The sequence below is a fragment of the Delftia sp. GW456-R20 genome (genome assembly GCF_001622915.1).
GTDB lineage: Bacteria > Pseudomonadota > Gammaproteobacteria > Burkholderiales > Burkholderiaceae_C > Comamonas > Comamonas acidovorans.
The window spans coordinates 510,613-528,813 of sequence record NZ_LWCN01000004.1 but is presented as its reverse complement, the minus strand read 5'-3'; the positions used below and the strand labels follow the sequence as shown (position 1 = coordinate 528,813).

Genomic DNA, 18,201 nt, shown 5'->3' with positions numbered 1-18,201 from the left:
ACGGCCCCGCGCGGGCCGCTTTCCATTCTTGAGCAGGGGTGGCGCGCGGTATCATTCCGAGCTTCCCTGTTGTTCCCCCACGTCCTCATTCGTCCGTTCGCCGCGGACCGCCATCTGCCTGCATCGTGCGCCTGAATTCCATCAAGCTGTCCGGCTTCAAGTCCTTCGCCGAGCCCACCAACTTCATGCTGCCGGGGCAACTGGTGGGCGTGGTGGGCCCCAACGGCTGCGGCAAGTCCAACATCATGGATGCGGTGCGCTGGGTGCTGGGCGAGAGCAAGGCCAGCGAGCTGCGCGGCGAGTCCATGCAGGACGTGATCTTCAACGGCACCACGCACCGCAAGCCGGCCAGCCGCTCCAGCGTGGAGCTGGTGTTCGACAACAGTGACCACCGCGCGGGCGGCCAGTGGGGCCAGTTCGGCGAGATCGCCGTCAAGCGCGTGCTCACGCGCGAGGGCAACAGCAGCTACTTCATCAACAACCAGGCCGTGCGCCGCCGCGATGTGCAGGACGTGTTCCTGGGCACGGGCCTGGGCCCGCGCGCCTACGCCATCATCGGCCAGGGCACGATCAGCCGCATCATCGAGTCGCGCCCCGAGGAACTGCGCCTGTTCCTGGAAGAGGCCGCAGGCGTGTCCAAGTACAAGGAGCGCCGGCGCGAGACCGAGAACCGGCTCTCGGCCACCACCGAGAACCTCACGCGCGTGGAAGACATCCTGCGCGAGCTCAACAACAACCTCGACCGGCTGGAAAAGCAGGCCGAGGTGGCGGCCCAGTACAACGCGCTGCAGTCCCAGGTCACGCTCAAGCAGCAGCAGCTGTGGTTCCTCAAGCGCGCCGAGGCCGAGGCCGAGCAGGACCGCGTGCGCGTGGAGGGCCTGCAGGCCGTCAACGAGCTCGAAGAGCGCATGGCCGACATCCGCAACAACGAAAGCGGACTCGAGACCCTGCGCCAGGCGCACTACGACGCCAGCGACCAGGTCAACCAGGCCCAGGCCAAGCTCTACGAATCCACGGCCGAAGTCGGCAAGCTGGAGGCCGAGATCCGCTACGTGCTCGAAGGCCGCCAGCGCGTGCAGCAGCGGCTGCAGCAGCTGTCCGAGCAGGTGCTGCTGTGGAACAGCCGCCGCGAGGAAGCCGAAGCCGAGATCGAGAACCTCGAAGGCGCCGGCATGGACGCCGAGGAACAGGCCGAGATGCTGGCCGCCCAGGTCGAGGAGCAAAGCATGCGCCTGCCCGACCTGGAGGACGCCCTGCGCAATGCCCAGAAGGCCGACACCGACCAGCGCGCCAGCGTGGTCCAGGTGCAGCAGCAGATCCAGGTGCTGGCCGCCGAGCAGCGCAGCCTGGATGAGCAGCGCCGCCAGTTCGAGACCCGCTTCGAGCGCCTGCGCGCCGACCGCAACGCGCTGGAGACGCCCGACGAGGCCCGCCTGAACAATCTGCAGTCCCAGCTGGAAGAGGCGCGCGAACTGGCCGAAATGGCCGATGCCGTGCTCAACGAGCTGCAGGACTCCGTGCCCCAGCTCGACGAGGACCGCCGCACGCGCCAGCAGGCCGTCAATGCCGAGGCCGCGCGCCACGCGGACCTGTCGGCGCGGCTGGAAGCGCTCAAGGCCCTGCAGGAAAAGGTCAAGACAGACGGCAAGCTCCAGCCCTGGCTGGCCAAGCACGGCCTGGACGGCATGCAGGGCCTGTGGAGCCGCATTGCCATCGAGCCCGGCTGGGAAAACGCGCTGGAGGCCGCGCTGCGCGAGCGCCTGGGCGCGCTGGAAGTGGGCCGGCTCGACATGGTGCGTGGCTTTCTGGGCTCAGGCGCGCACGACGCGCCGCCCGCGCGCCTGGCCTTCTTCAGCCCCCCGCAAGGCGCACCCGCGCCGGCCGCCGGCCGCTGGCAGCACCTGTCGGACCTGCTGCGCGTGAACGATGCCGGCCTGCGCGCCGTGCTCGGCGACTGGCTGCAGGACTGCTACACGGCGCCCACGCTGGAAGAGGCGCTGTCGCGCCGCAGCGAACTGCGGCCCGGTGAAACCGTCTACGTGCCCACGGGCCATGCCGTCAGCAGCCACAGCGTGAGCTTTTATGCGCAGGACTCGGAGCAATCCGGCCTGCTGGCACGCGCCCAGGAAATCGAGCACCTCGAAAAGGAAGTGCGCGCCCAGGCGCTGATCTCCGACGAATCGCGCACGGCCCTGGTGCGTGCCGAAAGCGCCTATGCCGAGGCCTCGCAGCGCCTGGTCAGCGCCCGGCGCGAGGCCAGCGAATCGCAAAGCCGTGCCCACGAGCTGCAGGTCGAAACCCTGCGCCTGTCGCAACTGGCCGAGCAGGCCCGTGCACGCAATGCCCAGATCAGCGCCGACCTGGCCGAGGTCGAGGCGCAGTTGTCCGACATCGAGGAGCGCCGCGTGGCGGCCGAGGCCCGCTTCGAGGAACTGGACATGCAACTGGCCGACAGCCAGGAGCGCCATGCCCAGCTCGGCGACAAGGTGCTGGAGTCCGAGCGGCGCCTGAACGAATCGCGCGAGCAGCTGCGCACGCTGGAACGCCAGGCCCAGGAGGCCACCTTCTCGCGCCGCAGCCTGGAAGCGCGCCGTGGCGAACTCAGCCGCACCATAGAGACGGCCAGCCAGCAGGCCCGCTCCCTGGCCGACGAGCAGCAGCGCGCGCAGGACGAGCTCACGCGCCTGACCGATGCCGCGGCCCAGGGCGGCCTGCAGGATGCGCTGGATTTGAAGATGCAGCGCGAGCAGGCCGTGGCCGCGCGCCGCAGCGAATATGACGACCTGACCAACAAGCTGCGCGCCAGCGACGAACGCCGCCAGCAACTGGAAAAGGCGTTGGATCCGCTGCGCCAGCGCATCACCGAATTCCAGCTCAAGGAGCAGGCGGCGCGCCTGGGCCTGGAGCAGTACTCCACTTTGCTGGAAGAGGCGGGTGCTGACCTGGCCGCCGTCTCCCAGTCCATTGCCGAGGCCAATGTGCGCATGCACGGCCTGCAGGGCGAGATCGACCGCCTGCACCGCGAGATCGCGGCCCTGGGCGCGGTCAACCTGGCGGCGCTGGACGAGTTGAAGCTGGCGCGCGAGCGCAAGACCTTCCTCGACGCGCAGACCGAGGACCTGACCCAGGCCATGAACACGCTGGAAGATGCCATCCGCAAGATCGATGCCGAGACGCGCGAGCTGCTGTCGGGCACCTTCGAGACCGTGAACGGGCATTTCGGGCGTATGTTCCCCGAGCTGTTCGGCGGCGGGCAGGCCAAGCTGGTCATCACGGGCGATGAAATCCTGGACTCGGGCGTGCAGGTGATCGCGCAGCCGCCCGGCAAGAAGAACCAGACGATTCACCTGCTGTCCGGTGGCGAGAAGGCGCTGACGGCGATTGCCCTGGTCTTCGCCATCTTCCAGCTCAACCCGGCCCCGTTCTGTCTGCTGGACGAGGTGGATGCGCCGCTGGACGACGCCAACACCGAGCGCTATGCCAAGCTGGTGGCCAGCATGAGCAAGAGCACGCAGTTTCTGTTCATCAGCCACAACAAGATCGCCATGGAAATGGCCCAGCAGCTCATCGGCGTGACCATGCAGGAGCAGGGCGTGTCCCGCATCGTGGCCGTGGACATGGAGTCCGCGCTGTCCATGGCTGAGCTATCCTGAGCATGTCCGCAACCTTTCAAACCCCTTTGCTGGAACGACGTTTCATTCCTTCATTCCATGAGTAACCTGCAAATCAGTCTGGCCGTCCTGGGCTTTGTGGTGCTGGCCCTGATCCTTGCCTACAACAGCTGGTCCGCGCGCCGCAATGCACCCAAGCGCGCCGACCCCGTCGATGAAGCGCAGCGCGATCCCTCGCGCCATGAGCCCGGCATGGACACCGTGGGCCACGGCCCGGACCTGACGCACAGCCTGCGCGAGCCCGTGCTGGGCGACTTCGGCACCGCCGCGCCGGGCCAGAGCCCGGCCTCCGCGGACCGCTTCGCCGAAACCGACGCCGAGCTGGCCCATCTGGTCCAGCTCGAAGAGCAACAGCGCCAGGCTGCGCTGGCTGCCAAGGCCGCCCAGGCAGTGCAGTCCGCGCAGGCCGCCCATGCCCTGCAGGCGGGCGAATACGCCAGCGCTTCGGCACCCGCATCTGAATCTGTGTCCGCGCCTGCGGCGTCCCCGTCGGCACCGCAGTCCATCGAGCCTTCCCTCAACGACGCGGCCCTGACCAGCGCGGCCGCCAGCCGTCCGGGTCTGGATGCGCTGATCGACGCCATTGCCCCCGTGCAGGTCGGCCAGGCCGTGCCTGGCGAACTGGCGCTGCAGGCCCAGCCCGCCACGCGGCGCGCGGGCAACAAGCCCTTTGCGATCGAGGGCATGAACCAGTCCACCCACCAGTGGGAGCCACTGCAGCCCGGCCAGCGCTACCTGGGTTTTCAGGCCGGCGTGCAGCTGGCCAACCGCACGGGTGCGCTCAACGAGATCGAGTTCTCCGAGTTCGTTGCCAAGGTGCAGCGCTTTGCCGACGCGCTGGGCGCCACGCCCGACGTGCCCGACATGCTGCAGGAAGTGGCGCGTGCGCGCGAGCTCGACCAGTTCGCCAGCGAGCACGACGCCCAGCTCACCTTCATGCTGCGCGCACGCCAGGCCTCCTGGAGCGCGGGCTACGTGCAGCAGAACGCATCGCGCCAGGGCTTTCTGCCGGGCTCCATGCCCGGGCGCATGGCCCTGCCTTCGCCCACGCCCGGCATGCCGCCGGTGCTGGTGCTCAACTACGACCCGCAGGCGGCGATGGCCGACGACCTGGACACCTCGGTGGTGCGCGAGTTCCTGCTGAGCCTGGACGTGCCCCAGGTGCCGCGCGGCGAGCAGGCCTTCGTGCAATTGCGCCAGGTGGCCGAGCGCCTGTGCCAGACCATGGACGGCGTGCTCTGCGACCAGAACGGCTACCTGCTGCCGGCCATGGCGCTGGACCCCATCCAGCACGACCTGGAACATCTCTATGACAAGCTCGACAGCCGCGAGCTGTCGGCGGGCTCCATGCTGGCGCGGCGACTGTTCAGCTGACGCGGCGCGGTGCCCCTGGTGCACAACAGGCTCCTGGCCTCAACCCCATGAATGACAATCTGGATCTTTTCTCCGGCGCAGCCCCCGCGGCGCCGGAGTCCGGGGCCGCCCCCGACAAGGTGCTGGCCAAGGTGCAGGCGCTGCGCGCCCAGCTCAACCAATGGGCGCATGAATACTACGTGTTGGACACGCCCACCGTGCCCGACGGCGAGTACGACCGCGTCTTCCAGCAACTGCAGGCGCTGGAAGGTGCCTACCCCGAACTGGTCACGCCGGACTCGCCCACGCAGCGCGTGATCGGCGCCGTGCTCGACGGCCTGATGCCCGTGCGCCATGCCGTGCCCATGCTCAGCATCCGCACCGAGACCGACAACGAGGCCACGGGAGCCGAGGCCTTCGACGCACGCATCCGCAAGGAGCTGGAACTGGCCGAAGGCGCGCCGCCCGTGGAGTACGTGGCCGAGCCCAAGTTCGACGGCCTGGCCATGAACCTGCGCTACGAGAACGGCCGCCTGGTGCAGGCCACCACGCGCGGCGATGGCGAGGTGGGCGAGGACGTCACCCACAACATCCGCACCATCCGCAAGATTCCGCTGTCCCTGCCCGAAGGCAAGGGCGTGCCGCCCGTGGTCGAGGTGCGCGGCGAGGTCTACATGGGCCGCGCCGACTTCGTCAAGCTCAATGAGCGCCAGCAGGCCGCCGGCGGCAAGAGCTTTGCCAATCCGCGCAATGCTGCGGCAGGCTCGGTGCGCCAGCTGGACTCGGGCATTGCGGCGCAGCGCCCGCTGTCCTTCTTCGCCTATGGCCTGGGCGAGATCACGCCGGCTGCCCAGGGCGGCCCCGACTTCGTCACCCACTACGCCATGCTGCAGACGCTGCGCGACTGGGGCTTTCCGGTGGCGCCCCAGGTCTGCATCGCCAAGGGCGCGGCCGAGCTGGTGGCGTTCCACCAGCGCATGGGCGCCGAGCGCGCCACGCTGCCCTACGAGATCGACGGCGTGGTCTACAAGGTCAACAGCCTGGCCCAGCAGCGCCAGCTGGGCTTTGTCTCGCGCGAGCCGCGCTGGGCCGTGGCCCACAAGTACCCGGCCGAGGAAATGCCCACGCGCATGGAAGGCATCGACATACAGGTCGGTCGCACGGGCAAGCTCACGCCCGTGGCGCGCCTGGCCCCCGTGGCGGTGGGCGGCGTCATCGTCACCAATGCCACGCTGCACAACCTGTTCGAGATCCGCAAGAAGCGCGTGCGCACGGGCGACACCGTGGTCGTGCGCCGCGCCGGTGACGTGATCCCCGAGGTCGTGGGCCGCGTGCCCGGCGACCGGCCGGCCTATGTGCCCAACTTCCGCATGCCCGCTGCATGCCCCATCTGCGGCAGCGCCGTGGCGCGGCCCAAGGGCGAGGCCAACCACCGCTGCACGGGCGGCCTGTTCTGCCCGGCGCAGCGCAAGGAGGCCATCCTGCACTTTGCCGCGCGGCGCGCCATGGACATCGAGGGCCTGGGCGACAAGCTGGTGGACCAACTGGTGGACGGCCACGTGGTGCGCACGCTGCCCGACCTCTACCGCCTGGGCCTGGTGGCCCTTGCATCGCTGGACCGCATGGCCGAGAAGTCGGCCCAGAACGTGCTGGACGCGCTGGAGAAATCCAAGAAGACCACGTTGGCGCGGTTCCTCTTCGGCCTGGGCATCCGCCAGGTGGGCGAGTCCACGGCCAAGGACCTGGCCCGCCACTTCGGCCAGCTGGACGCCATCATGGACGCCAGCGTCGAGCAACTGCTGCAGGTGCGCGACGTGGGGCCCATCGTGGCCGAGAGCATCCACACCTTCTTCGCCCAGCCCCACAACCGCGAAGTGGTCGAACAGTTGCGTGCCTGCGGCGTGCACTGGGAAGAGGGCGCGGCGCGCGAGCAGACCGCCCAGCCGCTGGCCGGCATGACCGTGGTGCTCACCGGCACGCTGCCCACGCTGGGCCGCGACCAGGCCAAGGAGATGCTGGAGGCCGCTGGCGCCAAGGTCTCCGGCTCGGTCAGCAAGAAGACCAGCTATGTGGTGGCCGGCGCCGAGGCCGGCAGCAAGCTGGCCAAGGCCGAGGAACTGGGCGTGACCGTGCTGGACGAGGCCGGCATGCTGGCGCTGCTGGCAGGCGGGGACCGCTGATGGCGCTGAGTCCGCGCAAACCCGTGGTCGGCCTGGCGCTGGGCAGCGGGTCGGCGCGTGGCTGGGCGCATTTCGGCGTGCTGCGCGCGCTGGAGGATGCGGGCCTGAGGCCCGACATCATCTGCGGCTCGTCCATCGGCGCCCTGGTCGGTGCCTCCTATGCGGCTGGCGAGATGCAGCGCTTCGAGGAATGGGTGCTGGGACTGGGCATGCGCAAGGTGTTCGGTTTCATGGACTTCAACATCACGGGCGGCATGCTCAAGGGCGAGAAGCTGATCGCGTTCTGGCGCGAGCACTTCGTGGACTCGGCCATCGAGGACCTGAAGATTCCCTTCGGCGCCGTGGCCACCGACCTGCATTCGGGCGCCGAGGTCTGGCTGCGCAAGGGCTCCATCGCCGATGCCGTGCGTGCCTCCATCGCGCTGCCCGGCCTGTTCACGCCCGTGCAGCGCGAGGGGAGGCTGCTGGTCGATGGCGGCATCGTCAACCCCGTGCCCGCCTCGCTGGCGCGCGCCATGGGCGCGGACATCGTGATCGCGGTCGATCTCAATGCCGACATCATGCGGCGCCACATGCGGCCGCTGGCTCCCTCCGCCGCCATGGCTGCCGCGCCGCCACTGGAGGAAGCCCCGCCCGCCGTGGAGCAGGGCGTGGCGCCCGAGGACCTGGCCGGCCAGGCCAGCGCCGTGGCCGGCACGGCCTGGGTGCGCAGGCTGCAGCGCGGCGTGATGGGGTGGATGCCCGGCCACCATCGCGACGAGGCAGGCCGCGAGACCGAGCCGCCGCCGCGGCCCCCCTCGTTGCTGGACGTGGTGATGACCAGCGTCAACATCATGCAGATGCGCATCACGCGCAGCCGCATGGCGGGTGACCCGCCCGAGCTGGTGATCGCGCCGCGCCTGTCCCACCTGGGCCTGCTGGACTTCCACCGCGCCCGCGAGGCCATCGACGAAGGCTACGAGGCAGCGCAGGCCGCGTTGCCGGGCCTGCGCCACTGGGGCCTTTGAAGCGCTAAAGGCGCGGCACACCCGACAGGCCCAGCGCGCCCGACATGCCCATAGGCCCGACAGGCCCGGGCTACGCCGCCTCTCTTTCCACGCTGACCGCATTGCGGTCGGCATTGGCCGCGGCAACGCGCGAAGGCTGCAGCCTGCGCATCAGCGCGGCGGGGTCCAGGCACTGGATCAGCGGAAGGCCCGAATCGGCATGCACCAGCTTGCGCACCAGGGCCGTCGCGGTGTCGGCCGCGTTCAGCATGGGCGAATCCACCAGCGCGCTGGCTGGCAGCCGGTGCACGCCCTGCAGCGCGCTGACCAGCAGGCCCACGCGCAGGCCGCCATGCTGGACCACGATGACCTGTGACTGCTCGGTGACCACGCCGGGCTGGCCCTGCAGCAGCGCGGCCAGGTCGAATACCCAGACATAGCCGCTGACGCTGCCCTGGCTGCGCCGTGCCAGCGCACCCACGCAAAACGGCAGCCGTCCTGCCGCCACGGGCGAGATGGCGCTGGCGGGCAGGGCCTCGCAGACATCGCCCGCGCGCAGGGCCAGCAGGCTGGCGCCCACGTAGAAGCTGGCCAGTTCCACAGGCGCGTCGCCGCTGCCATGCGCGGCGCGCCCGTGCCCGTGCCCGTGCCCGTGCCCGTGCCCGTGCGTAGCGGGCCGGGCGCCATCCAGCCGGGTGGCCGACGCCAGGCGCAGCGCGCGGTTGCGTGCATCGGCATGCACGGGGCCCAGCCGCTGCAGGCTCAGGCTGACGAGGCCGGCCAGTGTGTCGTCCGTTGCGCTTTCTTTTGCATCGCGTGCCGCGCCCTGGTCCAGCCGAAACTCGCGGTAGCCGCGCCCGGCGGCCATGCCGACGATGCAGTAGTGGCCTTCGATCTCCTCGATGCTGCTGCGCACCTCGCCATCGGCCAGCGATGCCAGGCCGGCCACGCCTGCGATGCAGCTGCCCAGCGGGCGCCCGCCATGGCTGGCAGCGACGATGCGCCCGTCACGCGCCACGTAGAACGCTTCCATCGGCAGGCGCGGCAGGCCGCTGTCTTCTGGATCGGTGGCTGCAGCGTGCTCTGCCGTTGCTGCCTGCTCTGGCGCTGCGGCCTGCAGCATGGCCTGCAGCTCCCGCCGCGTGTGGAACAGCAGGGCGATGCCGCCGATGACGGGGCCCTGATCGCCGCCGTGTGCATGTCCGTGCGCCTGTTCACTCCCAGGCGATGGCGCGCGCAGCGCGGCATGGTAGACATGGACGGGCAGGCCTCCATCGTCCATCTCCTGCACGTGGTAGGCCTGGGCATCGCGCAGCAGCACAGTGGCCTGCAGGGCCGATGCCTGCACGCGCGTGCCGGGAGCCAGGGGCAGGCCGGCCTCGTCCTCATGGCTGCAGGCCAGCACCAGGCCCTGGGCGTCGTACAGCGCAATGCGCGCATAGACGGTGTACAGCGCATTGAGCTGCTCCAGCAGCCGCTGCGCGCTGTCGTGGGCCTGTACCGACAGGGCCAGGCAGCCGCTGTTGTCCTCCAGCACCTTTTGCAGGCCGGGCGTCAGGGCCCACCAGCGGCAGTCGTTGGCACGTTCATAGAGATTGCGCTCCAGCAGGTCCATCAGCAGCCGGTTCAGCGTGCTGTGCTCCTGCAGCCGGGTGGACAGCGCGGTCTCGTGCAGGCCGTGAATGGCGCGTGTGAACACGGCATGGGTCAGGTCGCCGGTCTCGCCCATCTGCTCCAGCACGGCCTGCAGCGGGTCCGGGTGGGCCGTGCCCTGCACGGGGGACTCCGGCGCCTGGCTGGCAGCCAGCACCTGGCCGTTCCAGACCACGCGGCGTATGTCGTCGGCCGCGCGGGCCATGGCGTGCAGCGGCGGACAAAAGCCGCGCGCCTGGGCCATCAGCCCCTCGGCAATGGCCGGCTCCAGCGCCTGCAGCACCTGCGGTCTTTGCTGCGCGGCGAAGGCCAGGTCCAGCGGTGCCATCACCTGGGTCTGCCAGCCCTGCGGCCCCGCGTAGCCCTGGTAGGGCAGGGCGCGCGCCGTGCGCACCAGGTAGGTGCGGCCTGCATGGATCAGCGGCTGCACGGCATCACCATGGTGCATGGGCACGCGGCTGCCGGGGGCTATCCAGTGGGCATCGCTGCTGGCGATGACCAGTCCGCCCTCGTCCAGCAGCAGCCCCACCTGGGCACGCGGCCCGCCAGAGGCAAAGATGGCCTGCATCTCGGCGGCGAAGTCGAAGCTCAGGCACAGCACGCCGAGCACCGCCATGGTGCGTGGGTGCAGCAGGCGCTGCGCGTAGATCAGGCGGTCAGCGCCCGGCAGCACGCAACTGGCGCCGAAATGGCTGACATGGCCGGCCTGCTGCAGGGACTGCGGGAACCAGGCCTCGGCACAGGGCGGTGGCGGCTTGCGGCCTGCCTGCGCCTGGGCACGTGCGCAGACCTGGCCTTGCGTGTCCAGCAGCAGGATGTCGTCATACACCGTGTACTTGGCTCGGTAGCTCTGCAGGTGCGCCTGCAAGTGCGCCTGCAGCGGTGCCTGCCATGCGCGCAGACCGCCGGCCGCCATGTCGGGCAGGCCGCAGTCATCGCCATCGCCATCGCCATCGTCAAGCCGGGCCATGGCCTCGCACAGCACGGTATCGGCGGCGAGAAAGCCGACATCGGCCGTGCGCTCGTACAGGCTTCGCACCAGCAGGTCGATGGCATGGGCGGACTGCATGCCCAGCTGGGCCATGGCCTCCTGCGCGGACTGCGCCAGCTGCGACTGCAGCAGGCCTTGCTCCAGCTGCTCCAGTCCCTGGCGCGTGTCGGTGAGCATGGACACCAGGGCCTGCCCCTGCTGCGATGCCTGCATGCGGGCCGAGGCTTCGATGAGCCGCCACATGAGCCGTATTTCGCGCAGGTCGGCGGCGTTGCGGTTGAGTTCCCGCAGGTGGGGAAGAATCAGGTCGGTTGGCAGGGATGTGGCCATGGAGCGCTCCGCAGTCAGGTTCAGGCTGGGTGAAACCCGCTTTCCCCGATCAGGGAAAAGCCTGATGCAACGAGCAAGAAGGAGGCCAGCTTGTGACTAAATGTGTCTGCAAGGTGACACAGGGATGACAGCCCCCCCCTCCACACCCCATCCACAGCCCCACCCGCAGCCCCATCGGCGCCACGCCGGGGCATGGCCTGGCGTCACCGGAGTGCGTCCGGCATTGCCGTGCAGCACGGTGGTGCCGGGCGGCGGTGCATGCGCCTACAGGCTCAGGTCGATGGAGTGCACGCGGTGCGCGTCAAGCAGGCCGGCCGCACGGTCCTCGAAGTAGCGCTCCAGCGTCACGCGCACCGTGCGAAAGGCCAGTTCCTCCCAGGGAATCTCGGCCTCGGCAAAGAGGCGGGCCTCCATGGTCTCCGGGCCTGGATAGAACTGCTCGCTGCGCAGGCGGGCGCGGTAGAACAGGTGGACCTGGCTGACCTTGGGCACGTCAACGATGGAAAACAGCGGCCCCATCTCGATGTCGGCACCGGCTTCCTCATCGGTCTCCCGCTGGGCGCCGCGCGCCGTGGTCTCGGCCAGTTCCATGAAGCCGGCAGGCAGGGTCCACAGGCCCCGGCGCGGCTCGATGTTGCGCTTGCACAGCAGCACGCGGCCGTCGTCGGTGACGGGGATGGTGCCGACCACGTTCAGCGGATTCTCGTAATGGATGGTGTGGCAGTGCGGGCACACGGCGCGTTCGCGCGTGTCGCCATCGTCGGGAATGCGGTAGACCACGGCCGTGCCGCAGGCTCGGCAGAACTTGATGGGGCTGCGAAAAATCATGCCGACACCATGGAAGTGAAAGCGCCGCCAGACGGAAGGCAGGAAGGCATTCCGTGCGGCGGACTGTGGGTTCAGAAAAACGAAGGCCGGCAGGCCGGGGAGCGCGCTCCCCGCTGCCTTGCCGGCCTGTCGCCAGGCACAGGGATCTCAGGCGATCTTGACGCTCAAGGGGCTCAGGCCATCGATGCGGCCTTCCAGCAGGTCACCGCGCACCACGGCGGCCACGCCTTCGGGCGTACCCGTCATGATCAGGTCGCCGGGCTGCAGTTCCCAGGCGGCCGACAGGTGCTCGATGGTCTCGGCAATGTTCCAGATCAGCTTGCCGATGTCGCTGCGCTGGCGATCGGCGCCATTGACCTGCAGCGAGATCGCGGCCTTGGCGATGTCGCCGGCCTCGGCTGCCGGGGTGATGGGGCCGATGGGCGCGGCATGCTCGAAGGCCTTGCCGATGCACCAGGGGCGGCCCTGCTTCTTCATGTCGTTCTGCAGGTCGCGGCGCGTCATGTCCAGGCCCACGGCGTAGCCCCAGATGTAGTCCAGCGCGTCGGCGGCCAGGATGTTCTTGCCCGCCTTGCCGATGGCCACGACGAGCTCGATCTCGTGGTGCAGGTTGGAGGTCAGCGTGGGGTAGGGCATGGTGCCCGTGGTGCCGGCCTCGACGGGCACGATGGCGTCGGCAGGCTTGAGGAAGAAGAAGGGCGGCTCGCGGCCGGTGAAGCCCATCTCCTTGGCGTGCTCTTCGTAGTTGCGGCCCACGCAGTAGATGCGGTGCACGGGGAAACGCTCGGGGCGGCCCAGGACGGGTACGCTGGCCACGGCGGGCGGGTTGAAAACGTAGCTCATGTCGGTGTTCCTCTGGCGCCTTGTCTCGTGGGCGCCGCCGCAAGTGTGCCATGCCTGTGGCCCCGCAGCGGGGCAACGCGATGGCCGGATGAGCCGGAACAGACCCCGGGTCGCACGGTATGCTTTGCGGTCTATGAAGCTCCACACCTACTTCCGCTCGTCGGCCTCCTACCGCGTGCGCATTGCGCTGCAGATCAAGGGCCTGGACTATGAATCCGTACCCGTGCACCTGCTGCGCGGCGACCACAGGGCGCCGGCCTATGCCCAGCATGTCGGCGATGCGCTGGTGCCGGCGCTGGAAACCGAGGACGGCCACTGGCTGACCCAGTCCATGGCCATCATCGAATATCTCGATGAGACCCATGCCGAAATACCGCTGCTGCCGCGCGACGCCCTGGGCCGTGCCCATGTGCGCGCGCTGGCCCAGATGGTGGCCTGCGAGATCCATCCGCTCAACAACCTGCGCGTGCTCAAGTACTTGGTGCGCAACCTGGGTGTCTCCGACGAGGCCAAGAGTGGCTGGTACGTGCATTGGGTGCGCTCCGGCCTGGAAGCCTTCGAACGCCAGCTGGACCTGCTGGCCGCCGAGCGCGAGGCCGCAGGCCTGGCGCCTTCGCTGTTTTGCTGGGGCGACACGCCTACGCTGGCCGACTGCTGCCTGGTGCCGCAGATCTTCAACGGCCGCCGCTTCAACGTGAGCCTGGACGGCCTGCCACGCCTGGCGGCCATCGTCGATCGCTGCGAGGCGCTGCCAGCTTTCCAGAAGGCCCATCCCTCGGCCTGCCCCGACGCGGAATGAGCGCGGCCCGGCATGACTCCCTCCCCGGCACCATCCCCGCATCCTGGCTGGTGCCCGAGTGGCCCGCGCCGCCCGGCGTGCACGCGCTGTGCACCTCGCGCGAAGGCGGCGTCAGCACGGCGCCCTGGGGCAGCCTGAACCTGGGCGACCATGTGGGCGATGACCCGCAGGCCGTCCGCACCAACCGCCAGCGGCTGCAGGAGATCGTGCGTGCCCATACGCCCGGCGCCTGCGCAGTGTTCCTGCAGCAGGTGCATGGCGTGGATGTCGTGGCCCTGGATGCAGGCAGCGCGCAGGGCCAGGCCTTCGATGCCTGCGTGACCAGCGCCTCGGGCGTGGTCTGCACCATCATGGTGGCCGACTGCCTGCCCGTGCTGCTGGCCCACCGCAGCGGCGCCGTGGTGGGCGCGGCCCATGCGGGCTGGCGCGGGCTGGCGGGCGGGGTGCTGGAGACGCTGTTCGAGCGCTTTGCTGGCCAGATCCAGACACCGCCCGGGCAAGCGGCGCAGCAGACCCTGGCCTGGCTCGGTCCCTGCATCGGCCCGCGTTCCTTCGAAGTGGGCGCCGAGGTGCGCGCGGCCTTCATCGCGCATGACGCGGCGGCCGGGGCGCATTTCACCGCCGTGCCGCAAGAGGGCGGGGGCGCACCCAAGTACCTGGCCAATCTGGCCGGGCTTGCGCGCCAGCGCCTGGCGGCGCTGGGCATCACCGCCATCTACGGCAATGACGGCGGGGACGCATGGTGCACGGTGCTCAACGGCTCACGGTTCTTTTCGCACCGGCGCGACGCTGCCCGCCTGGGCAGCAGCGGGCGGTTCGCCGCCTGCATCTGGAAGGACTGAGCGCGCCTGCGTGCCGGGGCCGCTCTGCGAGGCCTGCTGCTGCGCCAGCCAGGCCTCGCGCTCGGCCAATTCGCGTGCATGGCGTTTTCGCTTGCGCGCGGGCGTGCCCATGATGTAGATCACGATGGACAGCGGCAGCAGTCCATAGAGTGCGAACGTGATCACGGCGCCGAGTATGCTGCCCGTGGGGCTGGCGGCCTCGGCCACTGCCATCATCAGAGTGACATACAGCCAGGCGATAACAACGAGATACATGGTCGAACCAAAAAAACGAGCGAGGCACGGGTTTTCGTGGAGGTCTGTGCCGGGCAAGGCGGGGCTCGCCTGGGTCACAATCAAAACGGATGCCCCGCAAGCCCCAGGCTATTGCATGGCATCCACGAACAAGGATGCAGCATGAATTTTGACCCACTCGCTGGCCTGTCAGGCCAATCCGTCCAGCAATTCTGGAACGAGCAATGGAGCCGCACGCTGCAGACACTGCAGCAGCTGGGGCAACCAGGCCTTCCGGGAACCCAGGGCATGCCAGGCATGCCGGACATGGCCCAGGCCTGGAAAGCGGCGGTCCCCGAACCCGGCGCCCTGCCCGAGAACGCGCTGTCGCTGGACCCCGAAAAGCTGCTGGAGCTGCAGCGCCAGTACCTGGATGGTGCCAAGGCCATGGCCGAGCAGGGCGGCGCCCAGGCGCTGCTGGCCAAGGACAAGCGTTTCAATACCGAATCGTGGGCCGGCAATCCGCTGACGGCGGCCACGGCCGCCACCTATCTGCTCAACAGCCGCATGCTCATGGGCCTGGCCGATGCCGTGCAGGCCGATGACAAGACGCGCAACCGCGTGCGCTTCGCCATCGAGCAATGGCTGGCGGCCATGGCGCCCAGCAACTTCCTGGCACTCAATGCCGAGGCCCAGAAGAAAGCCATCGAAACCCAGGGCGAGAGCCTGGCCCAGGGCGTGGCCAACCTGCTGGCCGACATGCGCCAGGGCCATGTGTCCATGACCGACGAGAGCCTGTTCACCGTGGGCAAGAACGTCGCCACCACCGAAGGCGCCGTGGTTTTCGAGAACGAGCTGTTTCAGCTCATCGAATACAAGCCGCTGACGGACAAGGTGCACGAGCGGCCCTTCCTCATGGTGCCGCCCTGCATCAACAAGTTCTACATCCTGGACCTGCAGCCCGACAACTCGCTGATCCGCTACGCCGTCAGCCAGGGACATCGCACCTTCGTGATGAGCTGGCGCAACCCCGACGAAAGCCTGGCGCGCAAGACCTGGGACAACTACATCGAGGACGGCGTGCTCACCGGCATCCGCGTGGCGCGCGAGATCGCGGGAGCCGAGCAGATCAATGTGCTGGGCTTTTGCGTGGGCGGCACCATGCTGTCCACCGCGCTGGCCGTGCTGCAGGCGCGCCATGACCGCGAGCATGGCGCAACTGCCGCTCCGGCGGCCAAGGCGCCTGCGACCAAACGCGCGGCTGGCAGCCGCAGCGCCGCCCGCACATCCACAGCCCGCGCCACGGCGCCGGCCGGCGTGCCGTTTCCCGTGGCCAGCGTCACGCTGCTGACCACCTTCATCGACTTCAGCGACACCGGCATCCTCGATGTCTTCATCGACGAATCCGTGGTGCGCTTCCGTGAGATGCAGATGGGCGAGGGCGGCCTCATGAAGGGCCAGGACCTGGCGTCCACCTTCAGCTTTCTGCGGCCCAACGACCTGGTCTGGAACTACGTGGTGGGCAACTACCTCAAGGGCGAGACTCCCCCGCCGTTCGACCTGCTGTACTGGAACAGCGACTCCACCAACCTGCCCGGCCCGTACTACGCCTGGTATCTGCGCAACCTCTACCTGGAAAACAAGCTGGCCCAGCCCGGCGCGCTGACCGTCTGCGGCGAGCGCATCGACATGCACCAGCTGCGCCTGCCGGCCTATATCTACGGCTCGCGCGAGGACCACATCGTGCCCGTGGGCGGCTCCTATGCGTCCACCCAGGTGCTGGGCGGCGACAAGCGTTTTGTGATGGGCGCATCGGGCCACATCGCGGGCGTGATCAATCCGCCGGCCAAGAAAAAGCGCAGCTACTGGCTGCGCGAGGACGGCCAGTTGCCGCCCACGCTCAAGGAATGGCAGGCCGGCGCCGACGAGTACCCGGGCAGTTGGTGGGCCGACTGGAGCCCCTGGCTGGCCGAGCACGGCGGCAAGCTGGTCGCAGCGCCCAAGCAGTACGGCAAAGGCAGGGAATACACGGCCATCGAGCCGGCCCCGGGCCGCTACGTACTGGTCAAGGCCTGAGGCACAATCGTTTCGATGCTGCAGTGCAATAACGCTGCGGCTTGAATGCAGGGTGCCGCTGCCGCGACTGCGGCAATGTGCGCCCGGGCATCCCTTCAAGAGTCCAAAGAAAGGTCCGTCATCATGGAAGACATCGTCATCGTTTCCGCTGTCCGTACTGCCGTTGGCAAGTTTGGCGGCACCCTTGCCAAGATCCCTGCCACCGAACTGGGCTCCATCGTGATCCGCGAGGCACTGAACCGCGCCAAGGTCGGCACCGACCAGGTCGGTGAAGTCATCATGGGCCAGGTGCTGGCCGCTGGCGCAGGCCAGAACCCTGCACGCCAGGCCATGATGAAGGCCGGTGTTGCCAAGGAAACCCCGGCCCTCACCATCAACGCCGTCTGCGGCTCGGGCCTGAAGGCCGTGATGCTGGCAGCCCAGGCCGTGGCCACGGGCGACAGCGAGATCGTCGTGGCCGGCGGCCAGGAGAACATGAGCCTGTCGCCCCACGTGCTGCCGGGCTCGCGCGACGGCCAGCGCATGGGCGACTGGAAGATGGCCGACACCATGATCGTGGACGGCCTGTGGGACGTCTACAACCAGTACCACATGGGCATCACGGCCGAGAACGTGGCCAAGGAAAAGAGCGTCAGCCGCGAGCAGCAGGATGCCCTGGCCCTGGCCAGCCAGCAAAAGGCCACGGCCGCACAGGACGCAGGCAAGTTCGTGGACGAAATCGTTCCCGTCAGCATTCCCCAGCGCAAGGGCGATCCCGTGGTGTTCGCGGCCGATGAGTACATCAACCGCAAGACCAATGCCGACGCTCTGGCAGGCCTGCGCCCGGCCTTCGACAAGGCCGGCTCGGTGACGGCCGGCAACGCCTCGGGCCTGAACGATGGCGCGGCCGCCGTGGTGGTGATGAGCGCCTCCAAGGCCAAGGCCCTGGGCCTGACGCCGCTGGCGCGCATCGTCTCCTACGCCACCAGCGGCCTGGACCCCGCCACCATGGGCCTGGGCCCGGTGTTCGCCTCGCGCAAGGCGCTGGAGCGTGCGGGCTGGACCGCGCAGGACGTGGACCTGTTCGAGCTGAACGAAGCCTTTGCGGCCCAGGCCTGTGCGGTGAACCAGGAGCTGGGCATCGACCCGGCCAAGGTCAACGTCAACGGCGGCGCCATTGCCATCGGCCACCCCATCGGCGCATCGGGCGCCCGCATCCTGGTGACCCTGCTGCACGAGATGCAGCGCAGCGGCGCCAAGAAGGGCCTGGCCGGCCTGTGCATCGGCGGCGGCATGGGCGTGGCCATGGCGGTGGAGCGCGTCTGAAGGGCTCCGGGAAAACGTTAGCAAGCTTTCAGGGTAGATCCTAGGCCTGCCTAGGGCCTGCCCGAAGAGAGGCGCAGCGCACGCGCTGCATACTAGCCATACGGGGGTGCCGGACCCAGAGGTTCAGGCAC

Annotated in this window: 12 protein-coding genes; 8 read left to right on the top strand and 4 right to left on the bottom strand. The window is 69.0% G+C overall.

Annotated features, from left to right (window positions below; translation table 11 throughout):
• Positions 1-125 precede the first annotated feature (125 nt).
• The 4 genes from smc to A4F85_RS07920 are packed head-to-tail and all read left to right on the top strand — an operon-like array spanning position 126 to position 8,211.
• On the top strand, positions 126-3,653 hold the full coding sequence (smc, locus tag A4F85_RS07935) for a chromosome segregation protein SMC (protein ID WP_063326249.1): 3,528 nt from the start codon (positions 126-128) through the stop codon (positions 3,651-3,653).
• A 57-nt stretch (positions 3,654-3,710) separates the two neighbouring features.
• Positions 3,711-5,045, top strand: a complete 1,335-nt coding sequence (locus tag A4F85_RS07930) for a cell division protein ZipA C-terminal FtsZ-binding domain-containing protein (protein WP_063326248.1) — start codon at positions 3,711-3,713, stop codon at positions 5,043-5,045.
• Positions 5,046-5,092: 47 nt separating this feature from the next.
• Positions 5,093-7,204 (top strand): NAD-dependent DNA ligase LigA, encoded by a 2,112-nt coding sequence (gene ligA / locus A4F85_RS07925; RefSeq protein WP_063326247.1) that lies wholly within the window; start codon positions 5,093-5,095, stop codon positions 7,202-7,204.
• On the top strand, positions 7,204-8,211 hold the full coding sequence (locus tag A4F85_RS07920; RefSeq protein ID WP_013802563.1) for a patatin-like phospholipase family protein: 1,008 nt from the start codon (positions 7,204-7,206) through the stop codon (positions 8,209-8,211). Before ligA ends, A4F85_RS07920 begins: the two co-directional genes overlap by 1 nt.
• Before the next feature lie 70 nt (positions 8,212-8,281).
• Here the strand turns inward: A4F85_RS07920 and A4F85_RS07915 are convergent, their stop codons facing one another.
• The 3 genes from A4F85_RS07915 to A4F85_RS07905 form a co-directional block, all read right to left on the bottom strand.
• Entirely contained in the window at positions 8,282-11,164 is a 2,883-nt protein-coding gene (locus A4F85_RS07915) for a chemotaxis protein CheW (RefSeq protein WP_063326246.1), read from the bottom strand.
• A gap of 264 nt (positions 11,165-11,428) precedes the next feature.
• The gene (locus A4F85_RS07910) at positions 11,429-11,992 is read right to left on the bottom strand and encodes an NUDIX hydrolase (RefSeq protein ID WP_012205429.1); all 564 of its coding nucleotides are present in this window, start codon (positions 11,990-11,992) and stop codon (positions 11,429-11,431) included.
• 147 nt (positions 11,993-12,139) lie between these two features.
• Positions 12,140-12,835, bottom strand: a complete 696-nt coding sequence (locus tag A4F85_RS07905; protein WP_016445923.1) for a fumarylacetoacetate hydrolase family protein — start codon at positions 12,833-12,835, stop codon at positions 12,140-12,142.
• Between the two features lie 133 nt (positions 12,836-12,968).
• Between A4F85_RS07905 and maiA the strand changes: the two genes are divergently transcribed.
• Both maiA and pgeF read left to right on the top strand, forming a co-directional pair.
• Positions 12,969-13,634 (top strand): maleylacetoacetate isomerase, encoded by a 666-nt coding sequence (maiA, locus tag A4F85_RS07900; RefSeq protein WP_013802559.1) that lies wholly within the window; start codon positions 12,969-12,971, stop codon positions 13,632-13,634.
• Complete coding sequence (gene pgeF, locus A4F85_RS07895) at positions 13,631-14,476, top strand: peptidoglycan editing factor PgeF (protein WP_063326245.1); 846 nt, start codon at positions 13,631-13,633, stop codon at positions 14,474-14,476. Before maiA ends, pgeF begins: the two co-directional genes overlap by 4 nt.
• Here pgeF and A4F85_RS07890 read toward each other — a convergent pair.
• Positions 14,396-14,731: a hypothetical protein gene (locus A4F85_RS07890; protein ID WP_013802557.1), complete on the bottom strand. Its 336-nt coding sequence runs from the start codon at positions 14,729-14,731 to the stop codon at positions 14,396-14,398. The two genes, pgeF and A4F85_RS07890, sit on opposite strands and share 81 nt — an antisense overlap.
• A 141-nt stretch (positions 14,732-14,872) precedes the next feature.
• On the opposite strand from A4F85_RS07890, the gene A4F85_RS07885 reads away from it, so the two are divergent.
• Both A4F85_RS07885 and A4F85_RS07880 read left to right on the top strand, forming a co-directional pair.
• Positions 14,873-16,765: a PHA/PHB synthase family protein gene (locus A4F85_RS07885; RefSeq protein WP_063326244.1), complete on the top strand. Its 1,893-nt coding sequence runs from the start codon at positions 14,873-14,875 to the stop codon at positions 16,763-16,765.
• 123 nt (positions 16,766-16,888) lie between these two features.
• Positions 16,889-18,070, top strand: a complete 1,182-nt coding sequence (locus A4F85_RS07880; RefSeq protein ID WP_013802555.1) for an acetyl-CoA C-acetyltransferase — start codon at positions 16,889-16,891, stop codon at positions 18,068-18,070.
• Positions 18,071-18,201: the final 131 nt, after the last annotated feature.